The sequence below is a fragment of the Blastococcus sp. SYSU D00695 genome, from assembly GCF_054050555.1.
On sequence record NZ_JBJGZP010000029.1, the window covers coordinates 15,766 to 42,709 of the forward strand.

Here is a 26,944-nt window from a genome sequence, read left to right on the forward strand (position 1 = left end):
TCCGTATGGTCGCCGGGTGCGGGAGCGTGGTTCGGCCGACGGGCAGGCCCGGTGCAACGCCGGCTTCGACGAGGACCCGGCGGGCTACGACGACCTCCGCGCGGCCGGACACATGGCCCGCCGCCGGCTCGAGTACTTCCTCGGCGTCGTCGACGCGACCCCCGGCCCGGTGGTGGAGATCGGTTGCGGCACCGGCACGCTGCTGCGCGGGCTGGCGGCCGCGCGCCCGGACCGGACCTTCCTGGGCGTGGACCCGCTGCCCGGCTACGTCGGGCACGCCCGCGAGCACGCTCGCGCGGCGGCCCTGCCCGGGGTCCGGTTCGAGGTGGGGACGGCGGAGTCGCTGGACGACCTGGTGGACCCCGGTTCCGTCGGCCTGCTGGTCAGCGTCGACGCCCTGCACCACGTGGCCGACCTGGACGCCGTCGTCACCGCCGCGCACCGGGCCGTGGCACCCGGGGGGCGGTGGCGGGCCATGGAGCCCAACCGCCTGCACCCCTACGTCTGGGCGTACCACGTGCTGACGCCGGGGGAGCGGACGTTCGCGGTCGGGGACTTCCGCCGCCGGGCCCGCCGCGCCGGGTGGGCGGTGTGCGGCCGCGACGACCTGTTCCTCGTCCCCAGCGGGGTGGACCGGCTGCCGCCGTGGGCGCAGCGGCTGGAGCGGCGCGCGGAGTGGTTCCGGCCGCTCGCCGGGGCGGCCGTGCTCGACCTGGTCCGGCCGGTCAGCGCTGCCAGAGGTCGGTGACGGTCACGTCCCGGGCGGCGAGCTGCCGGCGCAGGGTCGCCAGGGACAGGCCGACGACCGCGGCCGGGTCGCCGTCCACCCGCCGGACGAACGACGCGCCCAGCCCGTCCAGGGTGAACGCACCGGCGACGGCCAGCGGCTCGCCGGTGGCCAGGTAGGCCTCCAGCTCCGCCGCCGTCGGCCGGGCGAAGTGCACGGTGGTGGAGACCACCGCGACGTCGCGGCCGACGACCGTGCCGTCACGCACGTCGTGCAGCGCCTGGCCGGTGTGCAGGACGCCGGAGCGCCCCCCCATGAGCTGCCAGCGGTCGCGCGCCTCCTGCGCGTCCGCCGGCTTGCCCATGGCCCGGCCGCGGAACTCCAGCAGCGAGTCCGCCCCGATGACCAGCGCGTCGGTCTCCCGCTCGGAGACGGCGCCGGCCTTGGCCGCGGCCAGCAGGGCCACCCGCTCGGCGACCCGTGGCGCGGTGACCGTCGACTCGTCCACGCCGCTGACCACCACCTCGGGACGCAGCCCCGCCTGGCGCAGCAGCGCGAGCCGGGCGGGCGACGCCGACGCGAGCACCAGTCGGCGCACGTCGCTCACGACGGCCGCCCGGAGGCCCGCCAGCCGCCCGGGCCCACCGGCGGGAGGGCGCGGTGGCCGTGCGCCGGGGAGGCCCACGCGCCGACCGGGGCCGGCCGGCGCCGCGGCGCGCCGCCCTGCGCCAGCGCCGCGACGACGACGGTCAGCGCGGCGAGCTCCTCGGCGGTGGGCTCCCCGCGGACGACCCGCAGCAGCGGACGCTGCGGCAGCTCCGTCTCCTCGGTCGCCATCAGAGCGGGATGTTCCCGTGCTTCTTCGGCGGCAGGGACTGGCGCTTGTTGGCCAGCAGCCGCAGCGCCTTGGTGATCTCGATGCGGGTCTCCGAGGGGCGGATCACCTGGTCGACGTAGCCGCGGTCGGCCGCGATGTAGGGCGACAGCAGCGCGTCCTCGTACTCGGTGATCAGCTCGGCGCGGCGGGCATCGGGCTCCGTGGCGTCGGCGAGCTCGCGCCGGTACAGGATGTTGACCGCGCCCTGTGCGCCCATGACCGCGATCTGGGCGGTCGGCCACGCCAGGTTGAGGTCGGCGCCCAGGTGCTTGGAGCCCATGACGTCGTACGCGCCGCCGTAGGCCTTGCGGGTGATGACGGTGATCTTGGGGACGGTCGCCTCGGCGTAGGCGTAGATGAGCTTGGCGCCGCGGCGGATGATCCCCTCCCACTCCTGGGAGGTGCCGGGCAGGAAGCCGGGCACGTCGACGAACGTCAGCACCGGCACGTTGAACGCGTCGCAGGTCCGCACGAAGCGGGCGGCCTTCTCGCTGGCGTCGATGTCCAGCGTGCCGGCGAACTGCGTGGGCTGGTTGGCCACGACGCCGACCGGGCGGCCCTCGACCCGGCCGAACCCGACGATGATGTTCGGCGCGAACAGCGGCTGCACCTCGAGGAACTCGCCGTCGTCGAGCACGTGCTCCAGGACGGTGTGCATGTCGTAGGGGGTGTTCGCCGAGTCCGGGATGAAGGTGTCGAGCTCCCGGTCCTCCTCGGTGACGCCCTCGGGGCTGGCGTCGACCGGCCCGACCTCGACGACCGGCAGCGGGTCGAGGTTGTTGCTCGGCAGGTAGGACAGCAGCGCCTTCACGTAGTCCAGGGCGTCGTTCTCGTCCTCGCCCATGTAGTGCGCGACGCCGGAGCGGGTGTTGTGCGTGCGGGCGCCGCCCAGCTCCTCGAGCGTGACCTCCTCGCCGGTCACGGTCTTCACCACGTCGGGACCGGTGATGAACATCTGGCTGGTCTGGTCGACCATCACGATGAAGTCGGTCAGCGCGGGGGAGTAGACGTGGCCGCCGGCGGCGGCACCCATGACCAGCGAGATCTGCGGGATGACACCGGAGGCGTGCACGTTGCGCAGGAAGATCTCGCCGTAGAGGCCGAGGGAGACCACGCCCTCCTGGATGCGCGCGCCGCCGCCCTCGTTGATGCCGATGACCGGGCAGCCGTTGCGGATCGCGAGGTCGAGCACCTTCACGATCTTCTCGCCGTAGACCTCGCCGAGGCTGCCGCCGAAGACGGTGACGTCCTGGCTGAAGACGCAGACCGGCCGGCCGTCGACGGTGCCGTACCCGGTGACGACGCCGTCGCCGAAGGGGCGCTTGGCGTCCATGCCGAAGTTGGTGGACCGGTGGCGGGCGAACTCGTCGAGCTCGGTGAACGAGCCCGGGTCCAGCAGCGCCTCGATCCGCTCGCGGGCGGTCATCTTCCCCGCCGCGTGCTGCTTGGCCACCGCCCGCTCGGAGCCGGCGTGCGTGGCCTCCTGGACGCGCCGCTCGAAGTCCGCCAGCTTGCCGGCGGTCGTGTGGATGTCGACGTCGCCCGGGACGCTGTCGCCCGCGCTCTCCAGTTCAGCCGCGCTCACAGACCCTGCCTCGCTCTGCTCGGGAATCAGGCCGGCCCGCTCGCCGGAGCGGCGGGGGCTCGCGGCCGTAGCGTAGGGGAGTGCCCCCGCAGCCCTCCTCCTCACCGTCGGACCCGCGCTGGTCGGACCTCGAGCGGCCGGCCCTCGACGGCACGGCGCTGACCGCCGCGCTGGTCCGCGACAGCCGTCTGTGGCGGTCGGTGGAGGTGGTCGCGTCGATCGGCTCGACGAACGCCGAGCTCGTGCGCCGGGCCGGTGAGGAGGCGCCGGGGGGCGCCGCGCCCGAGGGCACGGTGCTCGTCGCCGAGCACCAGGTGGCCGGCCGCGGGCGGCTGGACCGGGTCTGGACCTCCCCGCCGCGCGCCGGGCTGACCGTGTCCGTGCTGCTGCGCCCCGACGTGCCCGCGGCCCGCCGGGGCTGGCTGCCGCTGCTCACCGGGGTCGCGCTCGCCGAGGCGGTCGGCGCCGTCCCCGGTGTCCGCGCGGCGGTGAAGTGGCCCAACGACCTGCTCGCCGCCGACGGCAGCAAGCTCGCCGGGATCCTCGCCGAGTCCGTGCCGGCCGCCGACCCGCCCGCCGTGGTCGTCGGCGTCGGGCTGAACGTCTCCACCCGGCCCGACGAGCTGCCCGAGGGGGCCTCGTCCCTGGCGATGGAGGTCGGCCGGACGGTGGACCGGGCGCCGGTGCTGCTGCAGTTCCTGCGCGCGCTGGAGCGGCGGTACCGGGCGTGGACGGCGGTGCTCGGCGACCCGGTGCAGAGCGGGCTGGCGCACGACTACCTGGCGTGGAGCGCGACCGTCGGCACGGACGTGCGGGTGACCCTGCCCGACGGCAGCACGCTGGAGGGCACCGCCGAGGCGGTCGACTGGGACGGCCGGCTCGTCGTCCGCACCGCCGGGGGCACCGTCGACCTGGCCAGCGGGGACGTCCGGCACGTCCGTCCCCGACGGGCGCCGGGGGGCTGACCGGCGGGGACCGTGGGATCGGTGGGGCGGACACGGGCCCTCCCACGCGCTCCGGTGCCCCGCGCGGCCCGCGGCTGGGCCACCCTGGAGGCCATGGGCTACCCCGACAAGCTGCTGGCCGACGACGAGCAGGTCGTGCGCCACCTGCACCCGCACTGGCTGACGGTCTTCTGGCCGGTCGTGCTGTTCCTGCTCGTCGTCGGCGGCGCGTCCTTCGGCGTCGGCCTCGTGGACGCAGGCTCCGACCGGGCGACCCTGTACCGGCTGCTGATCGTGGGCCTCGCGGTCGTGCTGCTCGCGGTGTTCGTGCTGGTCCCGCTGCTGCGCTGGCGGACGACGCACTACGTCGTCACCACGCACCGGCTGCTGTTCCGCGAGGGGATCCTGGCCCGCAAGGGCCGCGACATCGGCCTGTCGCGGATCACCGACGTCTCCTACAGCCAGAGCATCTGGGAGCGGCTGATCCAGTCCGGGACCATCACCATCGAGTCCGCCGGCGACAGCGGCGCCACGGTGCTCAAGCAGATCCCCGACAGCGACGGCGTCCAGCAGCTGGTCAACCACATGATCGAGGAGGACGCCGACCGGCGCGGCCGGGAGAACGCGGGCTACCTGCGCGGCGACGACCAGGCCCACGGGGCGCCCACCCACTGATGCCCAGCGGCGGGTCGTCGGTCGCTGGACGGTGCGCACCCGGAGGGGAACCTAGGCTGCGGTGATGCTCTCCCCGTCCGGGCCGCCGTCGAACCGGCCGGAGCTCCTCGCCGACCGTGCCGGCCTCACGCTGTGGCCGGGGCACCGGGCCCGGCTCCCCGACGTGGTCGACGTCCTGCTGGAGGGGCAGCGGACGGTGTCCCTCCGCACGGGTGCCGCGGAGCCGCTCCCGGACGGCGGTGTGCGCCTGGCCTGGCCGGTCGCGCTCGCGGCCCGGCTGGCGGGGACCGTGGCGGTCACGGTGCGCGACCCCGTGTCCAAGGACGTGCTCGCGGCCGGGGAGGTCGTCCTCGACGGGTCCGCCGGCCGCCTCGACCTGCGCGACGACCGGGGCCGGTGGCTGTCGATCAACAAGTGGGGCCGCCTCGCGCCCAGCTTCGACGGCCTCGAGGCCGCCGCCCGGGAGGCGCTGCAGGACCGCCTGCTCGACGGGCTCCGGGTGGTGCAGGAGGAACTGGAGGCCTTCGGGCTCAGACCGTTCGTCTGCTACGGCACCCTGCTGGGGGGCGTGCGGGACGGGGACCTGATCCCGCACGACGACGACGCCGACCTGGCCTATCTGTCCGAGCACCGGCACCCCGCGGACGTCGTGCGGGAGAACCTCGAGCTGGCGCGGGCGCTGCGCCGCCGGGGCTTCGCCGTCACGCGGCACAGTGGAGGGCACCTCCAGCTGACCTTCGACACCGCCGAGGGGCCGGACCACTACATCGACGTCTTCACGGCGTTCGTGGTGGAGGACCGCACCTACCTGTGCTTCCAGGTCGGTTCCGACGACCTGGACCTGAGCGCCCTCGGTGAGGTGGTCATCCGTGGCCGCACCTACCCGGCGCCGGCCGACGCCGAGCGGCTGCTGGCCGCGACGTACGGGCCGGGGTGGCGGACCCCCGACCCCTCCTTCACGTTCACCACTCCCCACGCAGTGCGGTCCCGGCTGCGCACCTGGATCGGAGAGTTCAACATGCAGCGCGACTACTGGCAGGACTTCTACTCGAGCCAGGAGGTGACCCGTGTCCCCGCGGCGGAGTCGGACTTCGCCCGCTGGGTCGCCGACCGCCTCCCGGAGGACGTCGGGGTCCTCGACGTGGGCACGGGCACGGCCCGGGACGCCCGGTTCTTCGCTCGGTCGGGACGCCGGGTCCTCGCCGTCGACTACTCCGCTGCGGCGGTCGAGCGGGGGCGGGCCAAGGCGCAGGAGGAGGGCTGGGTGGCCGACTTCCGCGTCGTCAACCTCGCCGACCTGCACCAGGTGGGCGGCGTGGCCGCGGACCTGGACCACGGCCTCGCCTGGCACCTCTACGCGCGCTTCCTGGTGCACGCCATCGACGACGAGACGCGAGCCAACCTGTGGACGCTCGCGGCAGCGGTGGCACGGCGCGGCGGCGAGTGCTGGTTGGAGTTCCGCACGGCCGAGGACGCGAAGGCCCAGCACGTGTTCGGGGAGCACTTCCGCCGGTACCTGGAGCTGCCGAGTGTCGTGGCCGAGCTCGAGGAGCGCGGGCTGCGGGTGCTCGAGTCCACCGAGGGGCGGGGCATGGCCGTCTACAAGGACGAGGACCCATGGGTGGCCCGGCTCCGGCTGGGTGCTGCCTGATGGGGCCGCGGGCAGCGGCGTTCGGCGTGCTGCGCCGGCTCTCGCCGCGGACGGTCCGGTCGCTGGAGGCGGTGCCGGACCTCGTGCGCGAGGTCGAGGCGCTGCGCCGGCGGACGGACGAGGTCGCCGGCGAGGTCGTGGCCCTCCGCCGTGACCTCGACACGACCCGGGAGGTGCTCGACGACGCCCGGCGGCGCGCAGGAGTGGCCGACGACGCCATCGCCGCGCTCGTCGGCCGCGTGGAGGGACTGGAGTCCGGAGTCGCCGAGCTGGACTCGGGTCTGGCCGAGTCGCGGCGGCTGTCCCGGCGGGTGGCCCAGATGACCGACCTGGTCTTCGACCGGCTCGGCGCGTCCCCCTCCGACGTCGCGGAGCGCTGAGCAGCGATGACCGGGCGCACGGGGCGCCCACGCGCCGACCTCTAGCGCGTGCCCCACGCGGGGGCGAACGAGTCGGTGCCCTCGCCCCCGGTGGCCAGCTGCACCGGCTCGTCGCCGCCGTCGGCGTCGATCACCCACAGGTGGTCACCGGCCGGCGGCAGCGGCCCGGGCCGGTCGCTCTTGAAGGCGATCCGGCTGCCGTCGGGGGACCAGATCGGGTCCTGGTCGAACGACCCGCTGGTGAGGATGCGCTCCTCCTCGCCGTCGAGGGTCAGCCGGACGATGCTCCGCTGGTCCGCGGTGACCTCCCGGCGGAGCGCGAGGGTGGTGCCGTCGGGGGACCACGCCGGGTCGGCGTCCACCCCCGGCCCGACATCGGTGAGCTGCGTGGCCGCGCCGGAGCCGTCCACCGGCAGCACGAGGACGTCGCCGCCGTCGACGCCGGGGGTGTCGGTGCCCCAGTAGGCGACCCGGGTGCCGTCGGGGGAGAAGGTCAGGTCGCCTATGCGCGCCCGGCCGGGGTCGAGCTCGCGGACCACCTCGCCGCCGGTGGTCACCAGGCGCAGCGCGGTGGCGTCGCCGTCGGCGCAGGTGACCGCCAGCCGCGTGGGGTCGGCCCGGTCCCAGGCAGGGCGGCCGGGACGCACGCAGGTACCGGCGGGGAAGAGCTCCCGGTCGCCCGTGCCGTCGCTGGCCACGGCCCGCAGCACCCCGCCGGCGTCGTCGGCCCGGGTGTAGACGACGGTGGCGCGGTCGGGGGACACCACGGGGTCGACGTCGGTGCCGCCGCCGTCGGTCAGCCGCCCGACCGACTCGCCCGTGCCCGCGTCGACCAGGTACAGGTCCACCTCGCCGTCGACCTCGCGCGGCTGGACCAGCACGTCGTCGGCCAGCGGGGTGCCGCGGGGCAGGTCGTCGGCGGGTGCGGACGGCGGCGCGCCCGTGCCGGCCCCCGCGGTGCCCGTCGCCTCCGCGGTGCCCGAGCCGTCGCGCCCGCCGTCCCGCGTGAGCAGCCAGACGGCGCCCGCCACCAGGGCGAGGACGAGGACGGCCGCGAGCGCGAGCGGCAACCGGGCGGTGCGCCGGCGCCGTGCCGGGGGAGCGCCGGGTGGCTGCTGCCCGGACCGGTGCTGCGCCGCCGGCGGCTGCCCGGGCGGTGACCAGGCGGGAGGTGCGGCCGGTGGCGGGGTGGCGTCGCGCACGGTGGCCGGCGCCGGGCCCGGGGCCGTGGGGGGCGGGGCCGTGGGAGGTGCGGGCGCGGGGAGGGGCGCCGGTGCCGCGGTGGGCGGCGCGGGCTCGGTGCCGGCGCCGCCGGCCGGCAGCGGGCTGGTCGGGACCCGGGTGGTCGTCGCGGCGGCGGGCGTGGTGGCGGCGGGCATGGTGGCGGCGGGCGTGGCGGCGGCGGGCGTGGCGGCCGGGGCCAGCGCGGCGGCCGCGGCGGCGGCCAGCGCGCGGCAGGTGGGGTACCGGTCCGCCGGGTCCTTGGCCATGGCCCGGGCCACGACGTCGTCGAGCCCCGCGGGCAGCCCCGGCACGAGCGCGGTGGGCCGCGGCGGCGGCATCGTCAGGTGCCCGTGCAGCGCGGCGGCGACCGTGGAGCCCGGGAAGGGGACGCTGCCGGTGAGCAGCTTGTGCAGCACGCAGCCCAGCGAGTAGACGTCGGCGCGCGCGTCCAGCGGCTGCGACTCGATCTGCTCGGGCGAGGCGTAGTCGAACGTCGCGACGACCATGCCGGTGCGGGTCAGGCGGGTGCTCGCGTCGAGCGGCTTGGCGATGCCGAAGTCGGTGAGGAACACCTGCTCGGGCTCGTCGGGGGCCGGCGTGGTCAGCAGCACGTTGGCCGGCTTCACGTCGCGGTGGACCAGGTGCGCGCGGTGGGCGTGGTCCAGTGCGGCGGCCACCTCGCCGACGATGCGCACGGCCCGCTCGGCCGGCAGCCGGCCGCCGGCCTCGGCCAAGGCCTGCTCGGCGTCGATGCCGTCGACGTAGCGCATGGTCAGCCACAGCCGGCCCTCGTCCTCGCCGCGGTCGAGCACGGGGACGACGTTGCGGTGCTCCAGACCGGCCACGAGGTCGGCCTCGCGCAGGAAACGGCGGGCGAAGTCCGGGTCGCCGGAGTACTCCGGTCGCAGCGCCTTCAGCGCCTCGACCCGCGGCAGCCGCGGGTGGCGCACGAGGAAGACCGCACCCATCCCGCCGGCGCCCAGCTGACGGAGGACGGTGTAGCCGGCGAAGACCTCACCGGGCGCGAGCGGCACGGGCGACAGCCTCTCGCACCCGCCCGGCCCGCGGCCAGGGGCTGCGCCATGTGACGGATCGGTCACGGCGTGCCTGGGCGGTTCTGTCGGTACCCCGACCTACCGTCCCGGTCCATGCGGCTCCTGCACACCTCCGACTGGCACGTGGGCAGGTCGCTGCACGGCACCGACCTGCTCCGCGAGCAGGAGGAGGTGCTCACCGAGCTTGCCCGGGTGGTGGCCGCCGAGGGCGTGGACGTGGTGCTAGTCGCCGGCGACGTCTACGACCGCGCCGTCCCGTCGGCGGACGCGACGGCGGTGCTCGACCGCGTCCTCACCCGGCTGCGGGCGGCCGGGGCGACCGTCGTCCTCACCCCGGGCAACCACGACTCCGCGCGCCGGCTGGGCTTCGCCTCGGGTCTGCTGTCGGTCTCCGGCGTGCACGTGCGGGCGACCACCGCCGGGCTCGACGAGCCGGTCCTGCTCGCCGACGAGCACGGCGAGGTGGCCGTGTACGGGCTGCCCTACCTGGAGCCGGAGATCGCCCGTGACGAGCTGGGCGTGGCCGGGGCGCGGTCCCACGAGGCGGTCCTGACCGCCGCGATGGAGCGGGTGCGGGCCGACCTCTTCCTGCGACCGGGGACGCGCTCGGTGGTGCTGGCGCACGCGTTCGTCGGCGGCGGGCTGCCGAGCGAGAGCGAGCGCGACATCAGCGTGGGCGGGGTCGACCGCGTCCCGGTGCCGGTGTTCGACGGCGTCGACTACGTGGCGCTGGGGCACCTGCACCGGCCGCAGACCCTGACCGAGCGGCTGCGCTACAGCGGCTCCCCGCTGGCCTACTCCTTCGGCGAGGCCGGTCAGGCCAAGCAGGCGTGGCTGGTCGACCTCGACGCGTCGGGTCTCGCCGGGGTCCGGGCGGTCCCGCTGCCCGTGCCGCGGGAGCTCGTCGTGCTGACCGGCACCCTCGAGCAGCTGCTGTCGGACCCGGCGCACGCCGCCGCGGAGGAGGCGTTCGTCTCCGCGCGGCTGACCGACGCGGTGCGCCCGGCCGACCCGATGCGCCGGCTGCAGGCGCGGTTCCCGCACTGCGCCCACCTGGAGTGGGCCGGCAGTGGCCGGGCGACCGACGGCCGCAGCTACACCGAGCGGCTGGCCGGCCGCGGCGACCTGGAGGTGGTGGGCGAGTTCGTGGACCACGTCCGGGGCGGCGTCGGCGCGACCGCGGCCGAGCGCGAGCTGCTCGCGCGGGCGCTGGGTGCCGCGGCCCGCGAGGAGGTCGCCGGGTGAGGTTGCACCGGCTGTCGCTGACGGCGTTCGGGCCCTTCCCCGGCACCGAGGTCGTCGACCTGGACGAGCTGGCCCGCGACGGGCTGTTCCTGCTCTGGGGGCCCACCGGGTCGGGCAAGACGACGCTGCTGGACGCCGTGGTCTTCGCCCTCTACGGCACGGTGCCGGGCGCCCGCGGCGAGGAGAAGCGCCTGCGCAGCGACCACGCCGCGCCGGACACCCGGACCGAGGTCGGCTGCGAGCTCACGCTGGGCGGGGAGCGGCTGCTGGTCACCCGCCGGCCCGAGCAGGCCCGCCCGAAGAAGCGCGGCGCCGGGCTGACCACGGAGCCCGCCCGGCTCGTGGTGCAACGCCTGGGCGCCGGGGGCTGGGAGGCGGTGAGCACCCGCATCGACGAGGGCTCCGAGCACCTGCGCACCCGGCTGGGGCTCGACGTGCACCAGTTCTGCCAGGTCGTGCTGCTGCCCCAGGGTGACTTCGCCCGGTTCCTGCGCGCCGAGCCCGAGCACCGCGCCGAGCTGCTGCGCACGCTGTTCGACGTGGGCCGCTTCGCGCGGGCGGAGGAGTGGCTGGCCGGCGAGCGCCGCGCGGCCGAGGAGGCGTTGCGGGCCGAGCGGCTGCGGCTGTCCACGCTGCTGGCCCGGGTGGCGCAGACGGCCGACGCCGACGTCCCCGAGGAGCTCGCCCCCGAACTGGTCGGCGCCGACCCGGGCGGCCCGGTCGACGCGTGGGTCACCCGGTTGCGCACCGGCGTCGCCCGGGACCGTGCCGCCGCCGAGCAGTCGGCCGCGGCGGCCGCGGCGGCGGCCGCCGCGGCGGGGGAGGAGCTGACCGCCGCGCGGCTGCTCGCCGACCGGCACGCCCGCCGCGCGCGCGCCGAGCGGGAGCTGGCCCGGCTGACCGCCGAGGAGCCCGCGCTGGCGCCGGTCCGGGAGCGGCTCGACGCCGGCCGTCGCGCCGAGGCCCTGCGCGACGTGCTGGAGGGCGCCGGCCGTGCGGCGGCCGAGGCCGAGCGGGCCGCCGCCGCCCTGGCCACGGCCCGCCGGGCGTGGGCGGCGACCGGCGCGGGCGGCGAGCCGGCCGGCGCCCCGGCACCGGACCTGGCCCGCCGGCTGCGCGACGCCGCGGCCGAGGCCCGCGCCCTGCAGCCGGAGGCCGGCCGGGCCGCCGAGCTGGCCCGGCGGCTCGCCCGGCTCGGCGACGACGCCGCCCGGCTGGCCGGGCGCTGCGCCGAGGCCGAGCAGGCCCTGGGGGGCCTGCCCGGGGCGCTGGCGACCGCGCAGGAACAGGTGGACGGCGCGGCGGGCGCCGCCGCCGGGCTGCCCGGCCGGACCGCCGACGCCGAGGCCGCCCGGGCCGCGCTCGCCGCCGGCCGGGAGGCGGAGCGGCTGGCCGGGCGGCTGGAGCGCGACCGGGCCGCGGCCGACGCCGCCCGCGAGCGCTGGCTCTCCGCCCGCGAGGCGCTGCTGGACCTGCGCACCCGCCGGCTGGAGGGCATGGCCGCCGAGCTGGCCGCCGCCCTGGCAGAGGGCGCCGACTGCCCGGTCTGCGGCGCGCGCGAGCACCCGCGGCCGGCCACCCGCACCGGCCCGGCCGTCTCCGCAGAGGACGAGGACCGCGCCCGCGAGGCGGCCGACGCCGCCGAGGCCGCGGCCGGCGCCGCCGCCACCACCGTCGCCGAGCGGGCCCGCGAGCTGGCGGTGCTGCGCGCGCGGGCCGGCGACCGGCCGCTGCCCGAGCTCGAGTCCGCCGCGGCCACCGCCGAGGACGAGCTGGCCGCCGTGGCCGCGGTGGCCGCCGCGCTGCCCGGCGCCCGCGCCCGCCTCGCCGCGCTCACCGGCGAGCGGGACACCCTGACCGCCCGGCTCGCCGCCGACCGGGAGGAGCTGGGCGCCCGCACCGCCGAGCGCGCCGCGGTCGAGGCGGAGCTGACCGCGCTCGCGGAGCGGGTGGACGCCGTCCGCGGCGACGACCCCGACCTGGCCGCCCGCGCGCGGCGGCTCACCACCGCCGCGGAGCGCTGCGAGGCGGTGCTCGAGGCCGAGGCCGCCGAGCTCCGGGCGCGGGTGGCCGCCGGGGCCGCCCGCCGCGGCGCGGAGGAGCGCGCGGCCGTGGCCGGGTTCCCCGACGTCCTGGACGCGGCGGCCGCTCTGCTGGACCCCGCCCGGCTGGCCGCCCTCGACGAGCGGGTGACCGCGCACGGACGGGCCCGCGACACGGTGCGCGGCGTGCTCGCCGAGCCCGAGCTCGCCGACCTGGCGCCCGCCCCCGACCTGGTTGCCGCCGAGGAGCGCTGCGCCGCGGCCACCGCCGCCCGCGAGGAGGCCGTCGCCGCGCTGGACCGTGCCCGCCGGTGCGGGGCGGAGCTCGACGCCCTGGCCGGGGACCTCGTCGCCGCCGAGGTGCGGCTGCACGAGCGCCGCGGCGTCGCCGACCAGGTGGCGGGCCTGGCCGACCTGGTCAACGGCCGCGGCGCGAACACGCTGCGGATGCGGCTGCAGTCCTTCGTGCTCGCCGCCCGCCTGGAGCAGGTCGCCGAGGTGGCCAGCCGGCGGCTGCTGGAGATGTCGCGCAACCGCTACACGTTCCGGCACAGCGACGCCCAGGGCCGGCACGGCGCCCGCGGCGGCCTGGGTCTCGAGGTCTTCGACGAGTACACCGGCACGGTCCGGCCGACCAAGACGCTGTCCGGCGGCGAGAGCTTCATGGCCTCGCTGGCCCTCGCGCTGGGGCTCGCCGACGTCGTCACCGCCGAGAGCGGCGGGGTGCAGATGGACACCCTCTTCGTCGACGAGGGCTTCGGGACGCTCGACGCCGGTGCCCTGGACGCCGTGATGGACGTCCTGGACGACCTGCGCCGCGGCGGCCGCACCGTCGGTGTCATCAGCCACGTCGAGGAGCTGCGCACCCGCATCCCGACCCGGCTGGAGGTGCTCACCGGTCGGTCGGGTTCGCGCCTGGCCGTCTGACGTGACCTCCGTCTGCTCGGCAGTCGGTGCTCCGCCCGGGCCTGGGAGGATCCGACGTGTGTCCCGGGAGTCTGGTGCAGGCCGCTTCCTGCTCGTCCGCATGCATGCGGTGTCCTGTGCGCTCGTCCTGCTGACCGGTTGCGCCGGCGGTGGGGGCGACGCAGCGCCGGAGGTGGGTCCCGGGGCGACGAGCTTCACCGTCGTGGGGGACTCGCTCACGGCCGGCGTCGAGCCGCTCGCGGGCACCCGGGTGCCCCACGCCTGGTCCTGGCTCCCGGGGGCGGTGGGGGAGCCGCTGGACTACCGCGGCGGATGGGCCGTGCCGGGCGCCCGGACGGACGCGATGCTCGCCGGCACCGGGCGGGTCGAGGCCGACGTGCTGGTGGTGCTGGCCGGCACCAACGACCTCATCGGTGGCATCCCCTGGGACACCAGTCGCGACAACCTGCGGGAGATCGTCGAACGGATCGGGGTCGACGACGTCCTGGTCGTCGCCGTGCCCCCGCTGGACCCGGCGCCGGCCGCGGCCGCGGAGTACGACGCCCGGCTGGCCGAGCTCGCCACCGACGAGGGCTGGCAGTACCTCGACCCCTGGGACGAGGCCACCGACGGCGACCGGTGGGCGACTGGCGCGAGTGCCGACGGGGTCCACCCCACGGAGCCGGTGGCTGAGCGGGCCGGTGGGCGCATCCGCTCGGCCCTGCTGGACAGGGCCGCCGACGGTGACGACTAACCTCGCCGTCGCCATGACTGCCCGTTCTGCCGCCTCCGCGCCGGTCGACCCCCGTACCGGACTCCCCGTCGTCGCGATGGTCGGTGGTGGCCAGCTGGCGCGGATGACGCACCAGGCCGCGATCGCCCTCGGCCAGTCGCTGCGGGTGCTGGCCACCGACCCGGCCGAGTCGGCCGCGCTCGTGGCCGCCGACGTGCGCCTGGGCGACCACCGCGACCTCGACGCGCTGCGCGCGGCCGCCGACGGCGCCACCGTGCTGACCTTCGACCACGAGCACGTGCCGACCGAGCACCTGCAGACCCTGGAGGCCGAGGGCGTCCGCGTGGCGCCGGGCCCGGCGGCACTGGTGCACGCGCAGGACAAGCTGGTGCTCCGCCACGCCCTCGCCGCGGCGGGGGAGCCGCAGCCGGCGTGGGCGGAGGTGACCACCGACACCGGCATCGCCGACTTCGCCGGGGCCGCCGGCTGGCCGATCGTGCTCAAGCCCCCGCGCGGCGGCTACGACGGGCGCGGGGTCTTCGTCGTCGACGACCTCGACGCCGCCCTCGCGCTGCTGGCCGAGCACGGCCGGCTGCTGGCCGAGGAGCGGGTCGGCATGGTCCGCGAGCTGGCCGTCCAGGTCGCCCGCTCGCCGTTCGGCCAGGTCGCGGTGTGGCCGGTCGTGGAGACCGTGCAGCGCGACGGCATCAACACCGAGGTGCTCGCGCCCGCGCCCGGCCTGGACGAGGCCACCGCCACGGCGGCGCAGGAGATGGCCATCCGGATCGCCCACCGCCTCGGCGTGGTGGGGCTGCTGGCGGTCGAGCTGTTCCAGACGGCGGACGGCGTGCTGGTCAACGAGCTCGCCATGCGCCCCCACAACTCCGGGCACTGGACGATCGAGGGCGCGCGCACCAGCCAGTTCGAGCAGCACCTGCGCGCCGTCCTGGACTACCCGCTGGGGTGCACGGCGATGACCGCGCCGGTCGTCGTCATGGCCAACGTGCTGGGCGGGGACGCCGCCGAGGAGGGCTGGGCGGGCCCGGGGCTGGACGAGCGGGTCCACCACCTGATGGCGCACTGGCCCGACGTGAAGCTGCACTGGTACGGCAAGGGCCAGCGCCGCGGCCGCAAGCTGGGCCACGTGACGGCGCTGGGTGAGGACCTGGCCGAGGTGCGCGCCCGGGCCGTGGCCGCGGCCCGGTACCTGGCCGACGGCGTCGTCGACCCGGCGTTCGCCTTCCCCGAGGAGCACTGACGTGGCAGAACCGCAGGCCGGCCCGCTGGTCGGCATCGTCATGGGCAGCGACTCCGACTGGCCGATGATGCAGCCCGCCGCGCAGGCGCTCGCCGAGTTCGGCGTCCCCCACGAGGTGCACGTCGTCTCCGCGCACCGCACGCCGCACCGGATGCTCGAGTACGCCGGGTCCGCCGCCGGGCGTGGCCTGCGCGTCGTGATCGCCGGCGCCGGGGGAGCGGCCCACCTGCCGGGCATGGTCGCGGCAGCCACGCCGCTGCCGGTGATCGGGGTGCCCCGCCCGTTGGACCGGCTCGACGGCCTGGACAGCCTGCTGTCGATCGTGCAGATGCCGGCCGGGGTGCCGGTGGCGACCGTGTCGATCGGTGGCGGCCGCAACGCGGGGTTGCTGGCCGTCCGCATCCTGGCGGCCGCCGACGACGCGCTGCGGGCGGCGGTCGAGCGCTTCCAGGCCGACCTGGCCGAGCAGGTGCTGGCCCGCGACGCGGCGCTGCAGGAGCGCCTCGCCTCGGAGGCCCCCCGGGGCTGAGCCCGGCAGCTGTGCGTGGGTCCGGGCACCGGTCGCCGCCGCGTCAGGTCGAGGTGATGTGCGGTGGTGGCCGGTTCGGCGGCCGGAACCCGCCACCACCGCACGTCACCGCGCCGTCGAGGCCTGCGACCGCACATCTCCGGCCGAAGATGCGTGGACGTCCTAGCATCAGGGCGTGAGCGGCGCCGGGCTGTACCAGTTGACCGAGGAACACGACGCGATCCGCTCGGCGGTCCGCGAGATCGCCGAGCGGGAGATCGCGCCGTTCGCGGCCGAGGTCGACGCCGAGTCCCGCTACCCCGTCGAGGCGCAGAAGGCGCTGACGGCGGCCGGCTTCCACGCCACCCACATCCCCGAGACCTACGGCGGTGAGGGCGCCGACGCGGTGGCGACCTGCATCGTCATCGAGGAGGTCGCGCGCGTCGACGTCAGCGCCTCGCTGATCCCGGCGGTGAACAAGCTCGGGTCGATGCCGATCCTGCTGTCGGCGTCGGAGGACCTCAAGCAGCGCGTGCTGCCCTCGATCGCCGACGGCCGGGCGATGATCAGCTACGGCTTGTCCGAGCGCGAGGCCGGCTCCGACGCCGCGGCCATGCGCACCCGCGCCCGGCGCGACGGCGACACCTGGGTGCTCGACGGCACCAAGGCCTGGATCACCAACTCCGGCGTCTCCGAGTGGTACACGGTCATGGCCGTCACCGACCCGGAGCAGGGGGCCAACGGCATCTCGGCCTTCGTCGTGCACCGCGACGACCCCGGCTTCGAGGTGGGGCCGAAGGAGAAGAAGATGGGGATCAAGGGCTCGCCCACCTGCGAGCTCTACCTCACCCACTGCACGATCCCGGCGGACCGGATCATCGGAGCCGAGGGGACCGGGTTCAAGACCGCCCTGCGCACCCTGGACTTCACCCGGCCGACCATCGGCGCGCAGGCCGTGGGCGTCGCGCAGGGCGCCCTGGACGCCGCGGTCGCGTACACCCGCGAGCGCAGGCAGTTCGGCCGCGTGGTGAGTGACAACCAGGGCGTGCAGTTCATGCTCGCCGACATGTCCATGCAGATCGAGGCCGCCCGGCACCTGGTCTACGTGGCGGCCGCCCGCGGCGAGGCCGCGCACGAGGGCGGCCGGGTCGACCCCGACCTCGGCCGGCTCTGCGCCGCCGCCAAGGCCTTCGCCTCCGACGTCGCCATGAAGGTCACCACCGACGCCGTCCAGCTGTTCGGTGGGGCCGGCTACACCCAGGACTTCCCGGTCGAGCGGATGATGCGGGACGCCAAGATCACCCAGATCTACGAGGGCACCAACCAGATCCAGCGCATGGTGATCGCCCGGAGCCTCCTCAGGTAGGTGACGGGTTCCCGTCGCTGCGGCGCTCACCCGACGTCGTCGCGGCCGGGAGCGTGTGACGCCTGTGGACTGCGGGTCCAACGGGGCAGCCTGCCGCCTCCATCGCCGGCCGGGCCGCCTTCCGCGGCTACAGTCGACTGCGACGGTCCTGCGGCGTGACGGACTCGGCTCATCGGGGCTCCGCCCGTGCCGGTCCGGTGCGTGGCGTCCGGCCCTTGGGGGGCCTGCCCGCCCCGCCGGACACCTACGAGCAGGCGGGAACGGTGGTCGACGTGTCTGTCGCAGAGCGGGAGGACACACCGGCGACCGACCTCCCCGGGGTCGGGGACGCCGTGGACGGGCGTCGAGGCGACGCCCTGCGTCGGGGGTCGGCGGCAGCCGTCGGCTACCTCGGCCTGCAGGCGCTGATCCTGGTGTTCGTGGCCCGGGTCGCGCCACGCTTCTTCTACGTGGACGACTCGCTGGCCCAGTTCCTGCCCATGACCTGGTGGCTCGGCCGCACCGCCCAGGGCGGCCGGCCGCCGATCCTGGACCCCGAGCAGGGGATGGCGGGCAACGTCCTCGCCGACATGCAGTACGGCGCGCTGGACCCGCTGCACTGGCTCATCCAGGCCCTGGCAGCCACCAGTGACGACTTCCTCGTCGTGTCGTTCGGTTTCGGGGCTGCGACCGTCACCTGGATGGGGCTCGGCGCGCTCGCCGCGCTCCTGACGCACCGGGTGCCGGCGCCCCTGGCCGTCGCCGGTGCCGTCGGGATCTCCTCCAGTGGCTTCTTCCTGTGGTACGGCAGTTCCTGGTGGCCCCTGCTGTGGAGCATCGCCTGGCTGCCCTGGTTCTGGTTCGGCCTGAGCAGTCGCGGAGCGCTGGGGATCCTGGCCATCGGGGTGTCGAGCTGGGCGCTGCTGACCTCCGGCAACCCCTACGCGCTGTTCTTCGTCGTCGTCCTCGTCCTCGCTCGCCTCCTGGAACGGCGGCGTGCGATCGGCACCTGGAGAAGGGTCCTCGACCGGCCGCTCGTCCTGCGCCTGATCGCTGCCGTCGGAGGCAGCCTCATCGCCGTGCCGACTCTGCTGAGCACGCTGCAGCTGTCGAGCGTGATGGGTCGTCCCGAGGGGGATGCGTTCATCGGCAACGCGGGCTTCGCGGTCGCGAACCTGGCAGACGTCCTCCTCGGCGGGCCGACGCTGATGGCTCAGACGAACGCGTGGAGCGGGAACATCGGGCTGGTCCCCGCCATGGCGACGATGCTCGTGGCCCTGCCGATGCTGGCCATGGTGGACTGGCGCCGGGCGCTCCGGGTGCCCGGGGTCCTCGCCGCGGGCCTGACCTACCTGGCGGCGGTGGTGGCCACGCAGCTGCCCACCGTGGTCGTCGTCTTCCGCTACCCGTTGCGCTACGTCGTCGTCGCGGAGGTCTTCCTCCCCGCGCTGGCCCTCATCGCCTTCGCCGCCGCGGCCCGCGTGACCCGCGGACGGCTGCGCGTCGCCGGTGGGATCGTCCTCGCGCAGTTCCTGCTGGCCGTCTTCCGCGCGCCGGTGTTCTGGAAGTGGCACCTGCTGGCCACAGTCCTGGCCGCCGCGGGCCTCGCCGCGGTCGTGCTGTGGCACCGGCGCGTGGACCTGCGCCGGGTCGCCGGCGTGGCGGTCGCGGTAGTGGTGGCGCTGGCCCCTCTGGTCTCGCTGCAGTTGATGGTCTCCGTGCAGGACAGGGTCGACGCGATCGATGCCACCGACTCCGGCGGCCAGCCCTTCCGCGCCCTCTACAACGGGTACGGGATCGGCACGGACACCGCGGCCTATGCCGATCGCTCGGTGCGGGTCGACGCGACGGCCACGGTCATCACCTGGCGATTCGAGCCGGACTGGGGCTGGGGTGACGGCGTCATGGTGGGTAACGCCAACCTGGCCGCCGGCTTCCGCCCGGGGTTCGGCTCGCTCGCCGTCTGGCACGCCGAGGTGAACCGCCACTGGTGCCGCAGCTACCAGGGCGCCACCTGCTCGGATCCCGCGGACCTGCTCGCCGAGGCGGGGGACACCGGCGTCCCGTGGATCGACCTGCTCTCGTCGGACACGGTGTTGCTGAACGACAACGCCCCGACCGAGATCCGGCAGCACTTCGACGGCACCTGGGACCGGGGGACCACCACCGGGCCCTGGACCGAGTACCGGCGCGAGGACGACCTCCCCGGCCGGATCACGGCAGCCGACGGCGTCACGGTCTCGCCGAGCGGGTGGCGCGCCGACCTCGCCCGCGTGGGGAAGCCGATGGACGTCTACGTCGTGTCGACCGGCGACGACCCAGGGCGACTGGCGCTCCGCATCCCCTACTACCCCGGGATGCAGGCGACCCTCGACGGCCGGCCGGTCTCGGTGGGTTCCGTCGAGGGTGCGTCGCTCGCTGTCGAGCTGCCGGCCGGTGTCGAGGACGGACGCCTGGAGATCACGTATGCGCCGGCGGGGGCGGGACTCGTCGTGCCGGCCACCGCCCTCGGGCTCGTCGTGATGGGCGTGGCCTCGGTCGTCGGCGCCGTCACCCGCCGGAGGGACGCCGAGGACGCCTGAGTGGCGCCCTCCCGGACGCCCTCGGCGTCCGCACCGCCGTCGCGCTGCTGGCCGGGCGGTCGCGCCTGCCGCTGTGCACCGCCCCCGGACCGGCCCGGCCGTCCCTGGGCGGCGTTCCGGCCGCCCGGCCCTCCGGTGCGGCCGGACCGCGCCGCCGGTGTGACCGAGCCCGTCCGTCCCGGCCGGCACGCCGGCCGGTCGGGCCGGGGCTCCGCCGGCCGCCGGCCGGGGAGGTGCCGCCGGCCCGACGAGCCCGGGGACCTGCGACGCCCGATCCCCACGCAGGGAGGGGGCGCCCGGGAGAGACGCCGCCGAGGCGGCATCCCGGTCGCCGTCCCGGTCCACCGGAGCCACCCCGACGCCGAGGCACGACCACCCCGCACGGCACGACGCCCCTGGACCCGGCGGGTCCAGGGGCGTCTGCGCGCCGGCGGTCAGATCTGGCGGGCCAGGAACTGACCGAGGGTGCGCGAGAAGGTCGCCGTGACGTGGCTGCCGTCGAAGTAGACGACTGCGCCGCCGATCAGGGAGTGGCACTGCTGCGCGTCGCAGAAGGCGTCGGTCAGATCGATGACGTCGACCCGCTCGTCGTCCATCTCGAGCGCGGCGGCGGCGATCCAGTCGGGGGTCAGCCGCACGTCGCGCGGCCCGGCGCACGGGTCGTCGACCGTGCCCGCCGTGGCGATGCAGTCCGGAGCGCCGATCTCCAGCGTCACGAGCTCGGGGGCCGGTCGCACGCCGTTGGTCGTGGGCACGGCGCGGACCACGTGGACCTGCTTGCCCGCGTCGGCCAGGGCGCGCAGCGGCGCCTGCACCACGTCGGCCGGGATCGCGTCCTGCAGGTCGCCGTCGTCGTCGACGTACTTGTAGATGTCGGACCGGTAGCTGGTGAGGACATGGGTGATCGAGTCGTCCTCGGCGATCAGGCGCAGCGCCTCCTGGCTCCACAGCTCGCACGAGCGCGGCTCGTCGAGCGGCATGTCGACGCCCAGCATCCGGTCGGAGCCCAGCGCCGGGCAGCCGGCCTTCACGTACGTCACGACCGCCCAGCCGCGGTCGTCGGCAAGTTCCTGCGCGGCCTCGTAGAGGCTCGCGGTGTGCGAGTCGCCGAGCAGCGCCACGGTGTCGGTGGCGTCCGGGCTGCCGTAGCGGCAGGTGATGACCTCGGTGTTCGTGCCGCCCTGGAGGCAGCCCATGCCCTCCGACAGGTCGGACTTGGCGAACGTGGTGTCCACGGTGGGGGTCATTGCGAAGGGGTCCTCGCACCCCCGCTCGGGGTCCATCGCCCCGGCGCCGAAGCACGGGTCGCCCCCGGCGGCGAAGGCCGCGGCAGCGGCGCGGGCCTCGTCGACCTGGACCTTGACGTACCACCACCCGCCAGCGGCGACGCCGACCACCAGCGCGGTGGCGACGAGGGTGGCGGCGAAGGTCGTGCCGGCGCCCCGGCGTGCCAGCGGGGTGCCCGTGCGGACCGGGTCCTCGACGCACACCTTCGTGACCCACGCCGCGAGGGCGGTCCCGAGCAGGACGGCGATCTTGGACGTCGTCCCGAGCTCGTGGCCGAGCGCGAAGGGCAGGATGATCACGAAGGGCCAGTGCCAGAGGTAGGCCGAGTAGGAGATGTCCCCGAGGAACCGGACGGGGCCGAACTCGGCCAGCTTGGTCGGGCTCCAGTCGTCGCGAGGGGCGCCGGCCCAGATCACCGCGACGGTGCCGAGCACGGGGAGCAGCGCCGCGGTCCCCGGGAACGGCGTGGCCTCGGTGAAGGTCAGGGCGGCCACGGCGATGGACCCGAAGCCGGCCCAGCCGACCAGCGTGCGCAGCCGCTCGCGCCCGGCGAGCGGGGTGGCGGCCCAGATCGCGAGCAGACCGCCGAGGCCGAACTCCCAGGCCCGGGCGGGGGTCGTGAAGTACGCGTCCGGGTGTGACGTGTGCGTCGTCCACAGCGAGTACGCGAAGGACCCGGCGGTCAGGACGACGAACAGGCCCGCCACCGCGCGCCGGCGGGAGGCGCCGAACCGGGCGGTCACCGCGGCGGTGCCGAGGATGAGCAGGGGCCACAGCAGGTAGAACTGCTCCTCCGTCGACAGCGACCAGTAGTGCTGCGCGGGGGAGGCGGCGTTGGTGTGCGCCAGGTAGTCGACCGCGTCGTGGGCCAGGACCCAGTTCTCCACGTACAGGGCGGAGGCGCCGATCTCGCGGAGCCAGCCCTGCCAGTAGGTCTGCGGGACCCACAGCACTGTGGCGGCGGCGGTGGCCAGCAGCACCAGCAGGGAGGCAGGCAGGAGCCGCCGGGCCCGCCGCGCCCAGAACCGCGCCAGGGAGATGCGCCCCGAGCGGTCGACCTCGCGCAGCAGGTGACCGGTGATGAGGAACCCGGACACGACGAAGAAGACGTCGACGCCGACGTAGCCGCCGGGGAGCCGCAACGGCACCACGTGGTAGACGACCACCAGGGAGACGGCCAGGGCGCGCAGCGCCTGGATCTCGACGCGGACACCGGAGGCGCCCGACCCCGAGCCGGGATGCCGCGGGGGACGGGCTGGGCCGGCGCCGTCCACGACCGGCAGCGCGACCGTCTCGTCACCCACCGGGTCCTCCGGCCCCCCTGGCCGGTCCATGGTGGTGCTCCGATGTGCCGCCACGCTGCCTCATCTCACGTCCGCCAGGGCCCGGGGCCCGGCACGCGTCCACTGGGGTGTGCGGTGCGCCGGCGCAGTGCCTCGACCGCTGGGGAACGGGTCGCGGTGGGCCGCCTCCCGCTGCGTCGTCGCAGCAGGGGCTGCGCCGGGAGCCGACCGCAGGCCGACCCGCCGCATCGTGTCCGGAGTGTAACGAGAAGTGACCCACGGGAGGGGCTGCCGACCGGCCCCGGAGCACTCGAGCGTCGCCCTGCACCGCCCGTCCCACCCGTCCCGGTCACGCCACCCGGGGCCCGGCCCCGGCGCCCGGCCAGGAGGGACGGATCTCGGGCCCCAGTCGTCACACGTCCCCGACACGGCCGCGAGCCGGTGGTTATCGTCGTCCCGGATGATCTGTGCGTCCGGCACGAGAAGCGGCCCGTGACCGCCGTCCCCTGCCCGTGGAACCTGCGGCGTGCGCCCGGAACGGAGTCCCATGAGCCTGTCCCCCTCGACGACCGACGCCGGCACGGCGGCCGGCGCCGTCGACCGCTCGTCGGGCGGGCAGGGGGCGAGCGCGGTCCCCCGTGCCGAGCCCTCGTCCTGGACGGCCACCCGGCCGGGGGTGTGGGCCTTCCCGCTCTACCTCGGGGTCCAGCTCCTGCTCCTCGCGGGCCTGCGGGTGGCCGTGCCCCGCTTCTTCTGGTTCGACGACGCCCAGATCCAGTTCATGCCGATGTACTGGTGGCTGGGCCGGGGCCTCGGCGACGGGTCGCTGCCCCTGCTCGACCCCGACCAGGGGATGGCCGGCAACCTCACGGCGGACATGCAGAACGGGGTCCTCGACCCGGTCCGCTGGCCCTTCATGCTGTGGGCGGGCGGCCAGGAGGACCTCCAGCACGTCGCGACGGTGCACGGCTGGCTGTCGGTCCTCGCGCTGGGCTGCTCGGCACTGGCTCTCTTGCTCAACCACCGGGTGCGTCCGGCCTTCGCGGTGGCCACCGCCGTCGGAGCGGCCACCTCCGGGTTCTTCCTCTGGTACGGGTCGGCCTGGGCGCCGGCGATGTGGAGCCTCGCGGCCCTCGTCTGGCTCTGGGCCGCCTTGAGCTCTCGCCGCTGGTACGGAGTGGTCGGGGTCGCCTTCGCCGTCGCGGCCGTGCTGTGTGCCGGCAATCCCTACATCTGGCCGATGCTCCCGGTCCTGCTCGTGTGCCAGGTCCACGAGCGGTGGCGCCGAGACGGACGCCGCCTGTGGCGCGATCGGCGCACGTGGGCCACGGTCGTCGCGCTCGCGGCGGGCGCAGCAGCGAGTTTGCCCACCCTGTTGAACCTCGTGGACGTCGGGCCCTGGATGTGGCGTCTCCCCGCAGAGGAGACCATCGGTGCGGCCGGTGGCGGCACGAACGTGCTCGACATCGTGTTGGGGGGGACCACGTTGTTGAACTTCCCCAACGTCCCACTCTTCAGCACCGCCGTCATCGCACTACCCCTGCTGGCCTTCACGGACTGGCGTCGGGCCTGGGCCGGCCCGGGGGTCGTCACGGCCGGTGCCCTCTGGGTGGCGGCCGTCCTGTGGACTCAGCTCCCGCACTACTTCCTGGTGTTCCGCATCCCCTTCCGACTCCTGTCCGCCGTTGCTGTGGCATTCGCACTCCTCGCCGTGCTCGCAGTCACCGCTGCTCCCCGCCTCACCCGGAGGCGGGTGACCGTGGCGCTTGGACTTGTCCTCCTTCAGTTCGTCCTCACGTTGATGCGGGCACCGGTGTTCTGGCGGTGGCACGTGGTCGGTCTCTGCCTCGGAGTCGCCGCAGTGGTTGCGGTCGTGGTGCTGCTGCGCCCCCGGATCTCCGTCGGGCCGCGGAGGGACATCTGGCTGCGACTCGCGGCCGCTGCAACGGTCGTCGCCGTGTGCGCCCTGCCTCTCGCGGTGCAGTTCGGGATGCAGAGCGGCGTCCAGGAACGCTACGAGGCGATCGTGCTCGGGGCGAACGAGCCAGGGGTCCCGGTCTATCGGCCCAACACCGGCGGATACGGGGTCGGGACGACCGTGACGCAGTTCCGGGACAACTCGCTGGAGACGGACACATCACTGACGGTGTTCGCCTTCGGCGCCTTCGATGACCCCCGTGACCGCGGCTGGCAGCGTGGACTGCTCGGCGGGAACCTCAACCTGCTGGCAGGCCTGCGACCCGGCTTCGGCTCGCTCGCGGTCTGGCCACGTGGGGTCCAGCAACACCTCACGGCCAACTACCAGAGCGCCCTCGATCCCAATCAGCCTGGACTGCTCGAGGTGCCGGACGGCGTGGAGGTGCCGTGGGTCGACCTCCTCTCGTCCAACCGGGTGCTCCTCGGGGTGGACGGCGCCGTACCGGCCCCGATCGGGGCCTACTTCGACCAGAACTGGACGTTCGTGGCCGAACGGGAGGGCTACCGGGAGTACACGCGACGGCAGCCGCTGCCCGGCCGGGTCACGGCCGTTCTCGGTGGCGGCGTGACGGTCCAGGACGCGGCGGCGAACGACGGAGTGGCCACCCTCGACGGCCCGTTCGAGCGCTACACCGTGACGACGGGGGGCGAGGGCGGCAGCCTGGTGTTCCGGACGCCGTACTGGAACGGCTTCTCCGCGACCGTCGACGGCCGCCCGGTGGAGGTCACCGCGTTCGACGACGCGCTCGTGCAGGTGCGCCTCCCGGCCGGGGTGTCCGAGGGCTCGCTGGAGCTGACCTTCGCACCGCTCGGGGCGCGGATCCTCCCGGCGTCGCTGGTCGCGGGAGGTGCCCTGCTCGTCATCGCTGCCGTCCTGGCCGTGTGGAGAGGGCGGACCCGGGAGCAGGACGCCGCGAGCTGACAGCGCTCGCGACCCCGGGCGGTCCCGTGCCCCTGTGACGGTCGGGAGCCGCGGGGAAGGGGGTGCCACAGGGGCGGCGCCGATCGGGCGGAACGGCGCTCCGGCTCAAGAACGACCGGGCGGTTGCCGATGCTGGCGGTGGAGAGATGTGCCCTCGAGGGGGCACGCCGACCGACGCCCCACCGGAGGACCCCTTCGTGCGCCGCCTTCTCGCGGGATCCATCGCCTTCGCAGCGTTCACCGGGACGATCCTGGTACTGCCCGTCTACGCATCGCCCGCGCCCGAAGCGGTCCCCGTCGAGGCGACCAGTGCGGAGGTGGAGCTGGGGTCGGTCGAGGAGCCGGCCCCGGCTGCCGAGGTCCAGGAGGGGACGACGGACCCGGTCGCCGGCGTGAGCGACACGGCTCCGGTGCTCACCGTGCGCCGCACCGACGTCGACGAGTTCTCGCTCGTCGGCGTCACCTGGACCTACGACCCCGCGGTCACCGACGTCCGGGTGCAGGTGCGAGTCCAGGACGTGGGCGGTACCTGGGGCACCTGGACCGAGGTCGGGACCGAGGACGCGGGGCCGGACCCCGAGCGGGCGAGCGGCGAGGACGTCCGTGGGGGGACCGCGCCGCTGTGGACCGGGCCGAGCACCGGCGTCGAGGTGGAGGTCGTGACCCGGACCGGGGCCGCGCCCTCGGATGTGCAGCTCGACCTCATCGGCTCCGAGACCAGCCCGGCGGACAGCGCCCTGGGCACGCCCGACATCCAGGACACGGCGGACGCCGCCATGGCGATGCCGGACGTCTACTCCCGCGCGCAGTGGGGCGCGGACGAGAGCATCCGCACGTGGGCGCCTGAGTACGCGCAGACGATCAAGGCCGCGACCGTGCACCACACCGCGGACTCGAACGACTACACCGCCGACCAGGTCCCGCAGATCATGCGCAACATCTACACGTACCACGCGCAGAAGCTCGGTTGGGGCGACATCGGCTACAACGTCATCGTCGACAAGTTCGGTCGCCTCTGGGAGGGCCGCTCCGGCGGGCTGGCCAGCACGGTCATCGGCGCCCACGCCGGCGGGTTCAACACGGGGACGTTCGGGGTGTCGATGCTCGGCAACTACGACGTCGCGAACACCACCCAGCCGCTCGTCGACTCGGTCGCGGCCATCATCGCGTGGAAGCTGTCCCTGTTCGGGGTGGACCCGAACGGCACGACCACCCTGGTGTCCGGCGGCGGGGGCACCGCCCGGTACGCGCGCGGGACCGCGGTCACGCTGCCGACGATCTTCGGACACCGCGACGTGGGCGCCACCGCGTGCCCCGGCCGGTACGGCTACGCCCGGCTGGGGGAGATCCGGTCGAAGGTGACCGCCCTGCTCGGGTCGCCGACGTACCTGGTCCAGGACCGGTACGACACCGACTCCGCTGCCCGCGCCGCGCTCGGGACGGTCACGACGCGGCCCACCGCCCTGCCCGACGGCAGGGGCGCCTACGCCCACTACGCCAACGGGTCGATCTACGCGACCGTGGCCACCGGTGCCCGCGTCGTCCGCGGACCCGTCCGGGATCGGTGGGCGGGCCAGGGCTGGGAGACCGGGGCGTTGGGGTATCCGGTGAGTGACACGGTGTGTGGGTTGCGTGATGGTGGGTGTTTCCAGGCGTTCCAGGGTGGGGCGGTGTACTGGTCGCCGTCCTCGGGGGCGCGGGTGGTGTCGGGTGCGGTGCGGGACCGGTGGGCGGCGCA

The 26,944-nt window shown here is 75.5% G+C and carries 19 protein-coding genes; 14 read left to right on the top strand and 5 right to left on the bottom strand.

What is annotated here, in order from left to right; all coding sequences use genetic code 11:
• The first annotated feature begins 16 nt into the window (after positions 1-16).
• Positions 17-748 carry a class I SAM-dependent methyltransferase gene (locus ACI781_RS16380; RefSeq protein ID WP_456567187.1) on the top strand — a complete coding sequence of 244 codons (732 nt, stop codon included), beginning with the start codon at positions 17-19 and terminating at the stop codon, positions 746-748.
• Here ACI781_RS16380 and ACI781_RS16385 read toward each other — a convergent pair.
• From ACI781_RS16385 to ACI781_RS16395, 3 genes are read right to left on the bottom strand one after another with little or no spacing between them, the layout of a single operon-like run.
• A complete protein-coding gene (locus tag ACI781_RS16385) occupies positions 726-1,334 on the bottom strand; it encodes a Maf family protein (protein ID WP_456567188.1) in 609 nt (202 codons plus the stop codon). The two genes, ACI781_RS16380 and ACI781_RS16385, sit on opposite strands and share 23 nt — an antisense overlap.
• Entirely contained in the window at positions 1,331-1,564 is a 234-nt protein-coding gene (locus tag ACI781_RS16390) for an acyl-CoA carboxylase subunit epsilon (protein WP_456567189.1), read from the bottom strand. Before ACI781_RS16390 ends, ACI781_RS16385 begins: the two co-directional genes overlap by 4 nt.
• Entirely contained in the window at positions 1,564-3,189 is a 1,626-nt protein-coding gene (locus ACI781_RS16395; RefSeq protein ID WP_456567190.1) for an acyl-CoA carboxylase subunit beta, read from the bottom strand. The genes ACI781_RS16390 and ACI781_RS16395 overlap by 1 nt, the downstream gene beginning before the upstream one ends.
• Positions 3,190-3,269: 80 nt before the next feature.
• Between ACI781_RS16395 and ACI781_RS16400 the strand changes: the two genes are divergently transcribed.
• The 4 genes from ACI781_RS16400 to ACI781_RS16415 all read left to right on the top strand — a co-directional run bounded on the left by ACI781_RS16400 (position 3,270) and on the right by ACI781_RS16415 (position 6,839).
• Positions 3,270-4,154, top strand: coding sequence for a biotin--[acetyl-CoA-carboxylase] ligase (locus ACI781_RS16400; protein ID WP_456567191.1), 885 nt, complete (start codon positions 3,270-3,272; stop codon positions 4,152-4,154).
• Between the two features lie 93 nt (positions 4,155-4,247).
• Positions 4,248-4,808: a PH domain-containing protein gene (locus tag ACI781_RS16405; RefSeq protein ID WP_456567192.1), complete on the top strand. Its 561-nt coding sequence runs from the start codon at positions 4,248-4,250 to the stop codon at positions 4,806-4,808.
• Between the two features lie 64 nt (positions 4,809-4,872).
• The gene (locus tag ACI781_RS16410; RefSeq protein ID WP_456567193.1) at positions 4,873-6,459 is read left to right on the top strand and encodes a methyltransferase domain-containing protein; all 1,587 of its coding nucleotides are present in this window, start codon (positions 4,873-4,875) and stop codon (positions 6,457-6,459) included.
• Positions 6,459-6,839, top strand: coding sequence for a hypothetical protein (locus tag ACI781_RS16415; RefSeq protein ID WP_456567194.1), 381 nt, complete (start codon positions 6,459-6,461; stop codon positions 6,837-6,839). Before ACI781_RS16410 ends, ACI781_RS16415 begins: the two co-directional genes overlap by 1 nt.
• A gap of 41 nt (positions 6,840-6,880) precedes the next feature.
• Here the strand turns inward: ACI781_RS16415 and ACI781_RS16420 are convergent, their stop codons facing one another.
• Positions 6,881-9,097, bottom strand: a complete 2,217-nt coding sequence (locus tag ACI781_RS16420) for a protein kinase domain-containing protein (protein WP_456567195.1) — start codon at positions 9,095-9,097, stop codon at positions 6,881-6,883.
• A gap of 114 nt (positions 9,098-9,211) precedes the next feature.
• Here ACI781_RS16420 and ACI781_RS16425 point away from each other — a divergent pair, with 114 nt between their 5' ends.
• The 7 genes from ACI781_RS16425 to ACI781_RS16455 all read left to right on the top strand — a co-directional run bounded on the left by ACI781_RS16425 (position 9,212) and on the right by ACI781_RS16455 (position 19,737).
• Positions 9,212-10,363, top strand: coding sequence for an exonuclease SbcCD subunit D (locus ACI781_RS16425; RefSeq protein WP_456567196.1), 1,152 nt, complete (start codon positions 9,212-9,214; stop codon positions 10,361-10,363).
• The gene (locus ACI781_RS16430) at positions 10,360-13,332 is read left to right on the top strand and encodes an AAA family ATPase (RefSeq protein ID WP_456567197.1); all 2,973 of its coding nucleotides are present in this window, start codon (positions 10,360-10,362) and stop codon (positions 13,330-13,332) included. Before ACI781_RS16425 ends, ACI781_RS16430 begins: the two co-directional genes overlap by 4 nt.
• 202 nt (positions 13,333-13,534) lie before the next feature.
• Positions 13,535-14,065, top strand: coding sequence for an SGNH/GDSL hydrolase family protein (locus tag ACI781_RS16435; protein ID WP_456567198.1), 531 nt, complete (start codon positions 13,535-13,537; stop codon positions 14,063-14,065).
• Between the two features lie 13 nt (positions 14,066-14,078).
• Positions 14,079-15,302: a 5-(carboxyamino)imidazole ribonucleotide synthase gene (locus tag ACI781_RS16440; protein ID WP_456567199.1), complete on the top strand. Its 1,224-nt coding sequence runs from the start codon at positions 14,079-14,081 to the stop codon at positions 15,300-15,302.
• A 1-nt stretch (position 15,303) separates the two neighbouring features.
• Complete coding sequence (gene purE, locus ACI781_RS16445; RefSeq protein WP_456567200.1) at positions 15,304-15,831, top strand: 5-(carboxyamino)imidazole ribonucleotide mutase; 528 nt, start codon at positions 15,304-15,306, stop codon at positions 15,829-15,831.
• Between the two features lie 175 nt (positions 15,832-16,006).
• The gene (locus ACI781_RS16450; RefSeq protein WP_456567201.1) at positions 16,007-17,176 is read left to right on the top strand and encodes an acyl-CoA dehydrogenase family protein; all 1,170 of its coding nucleotides are present in this window, start codon (positions 16,007-16,009) and stop codon (positions 17,174-17,176) included.
• 272 nt (positions 17,177-17,448) lie between these two features.
• A complete protein-coding gene (locus ACI781_RS16455) occupies positions 17,449-19,737 on the top strand; it encodes a hypothetical protein (protein WP_456567202.1) in 2,289 nt (762 codons plus the stop codon).
• A 434-nt stretch (positions 19,738-20,171) separates the two neighbouring features.
• On the opposite strand, the gene ACI781_RS16460 is transcribed toward ACI781_RS16455, so the two are convergent.
• Positions 20,172-22,328, bottom strand: a complete 2,157-nt coding sequence (locus ACI781_RS16460) for an acyltransferase family protein (RefSeq protein WP_456567203.1) — start codon at positions 22,326-22,328, stop codon at positions 20,172-20,174.
• Between the two features lie 526 nt (positions 22,329-22,854).
• On the opposite strand from ACI781_RS16460, the gene ACI781_RS16465 reads away from it, so the two are divergent.
• A complete protein-coding gene (locus ACI781_RS16465; protein WP_456567204.1) occupies positions 22,855-25,206 on the top strand; it encodes a hypothetical protein in 2,352 nt (783 codons plus the stop codon).
• A 197-nt stretch (positions 25,207-25,403) separates the two neighbouring features.
• Positions 25,404-26,944 (top strand): N-acetylmuramoyl-L-alanine amidase (locus ACI781_RS16470; RefSeq protein ID WP_456567205.1); only part of this gene is annotated, 1,541 nt, incomplete at its 3' end.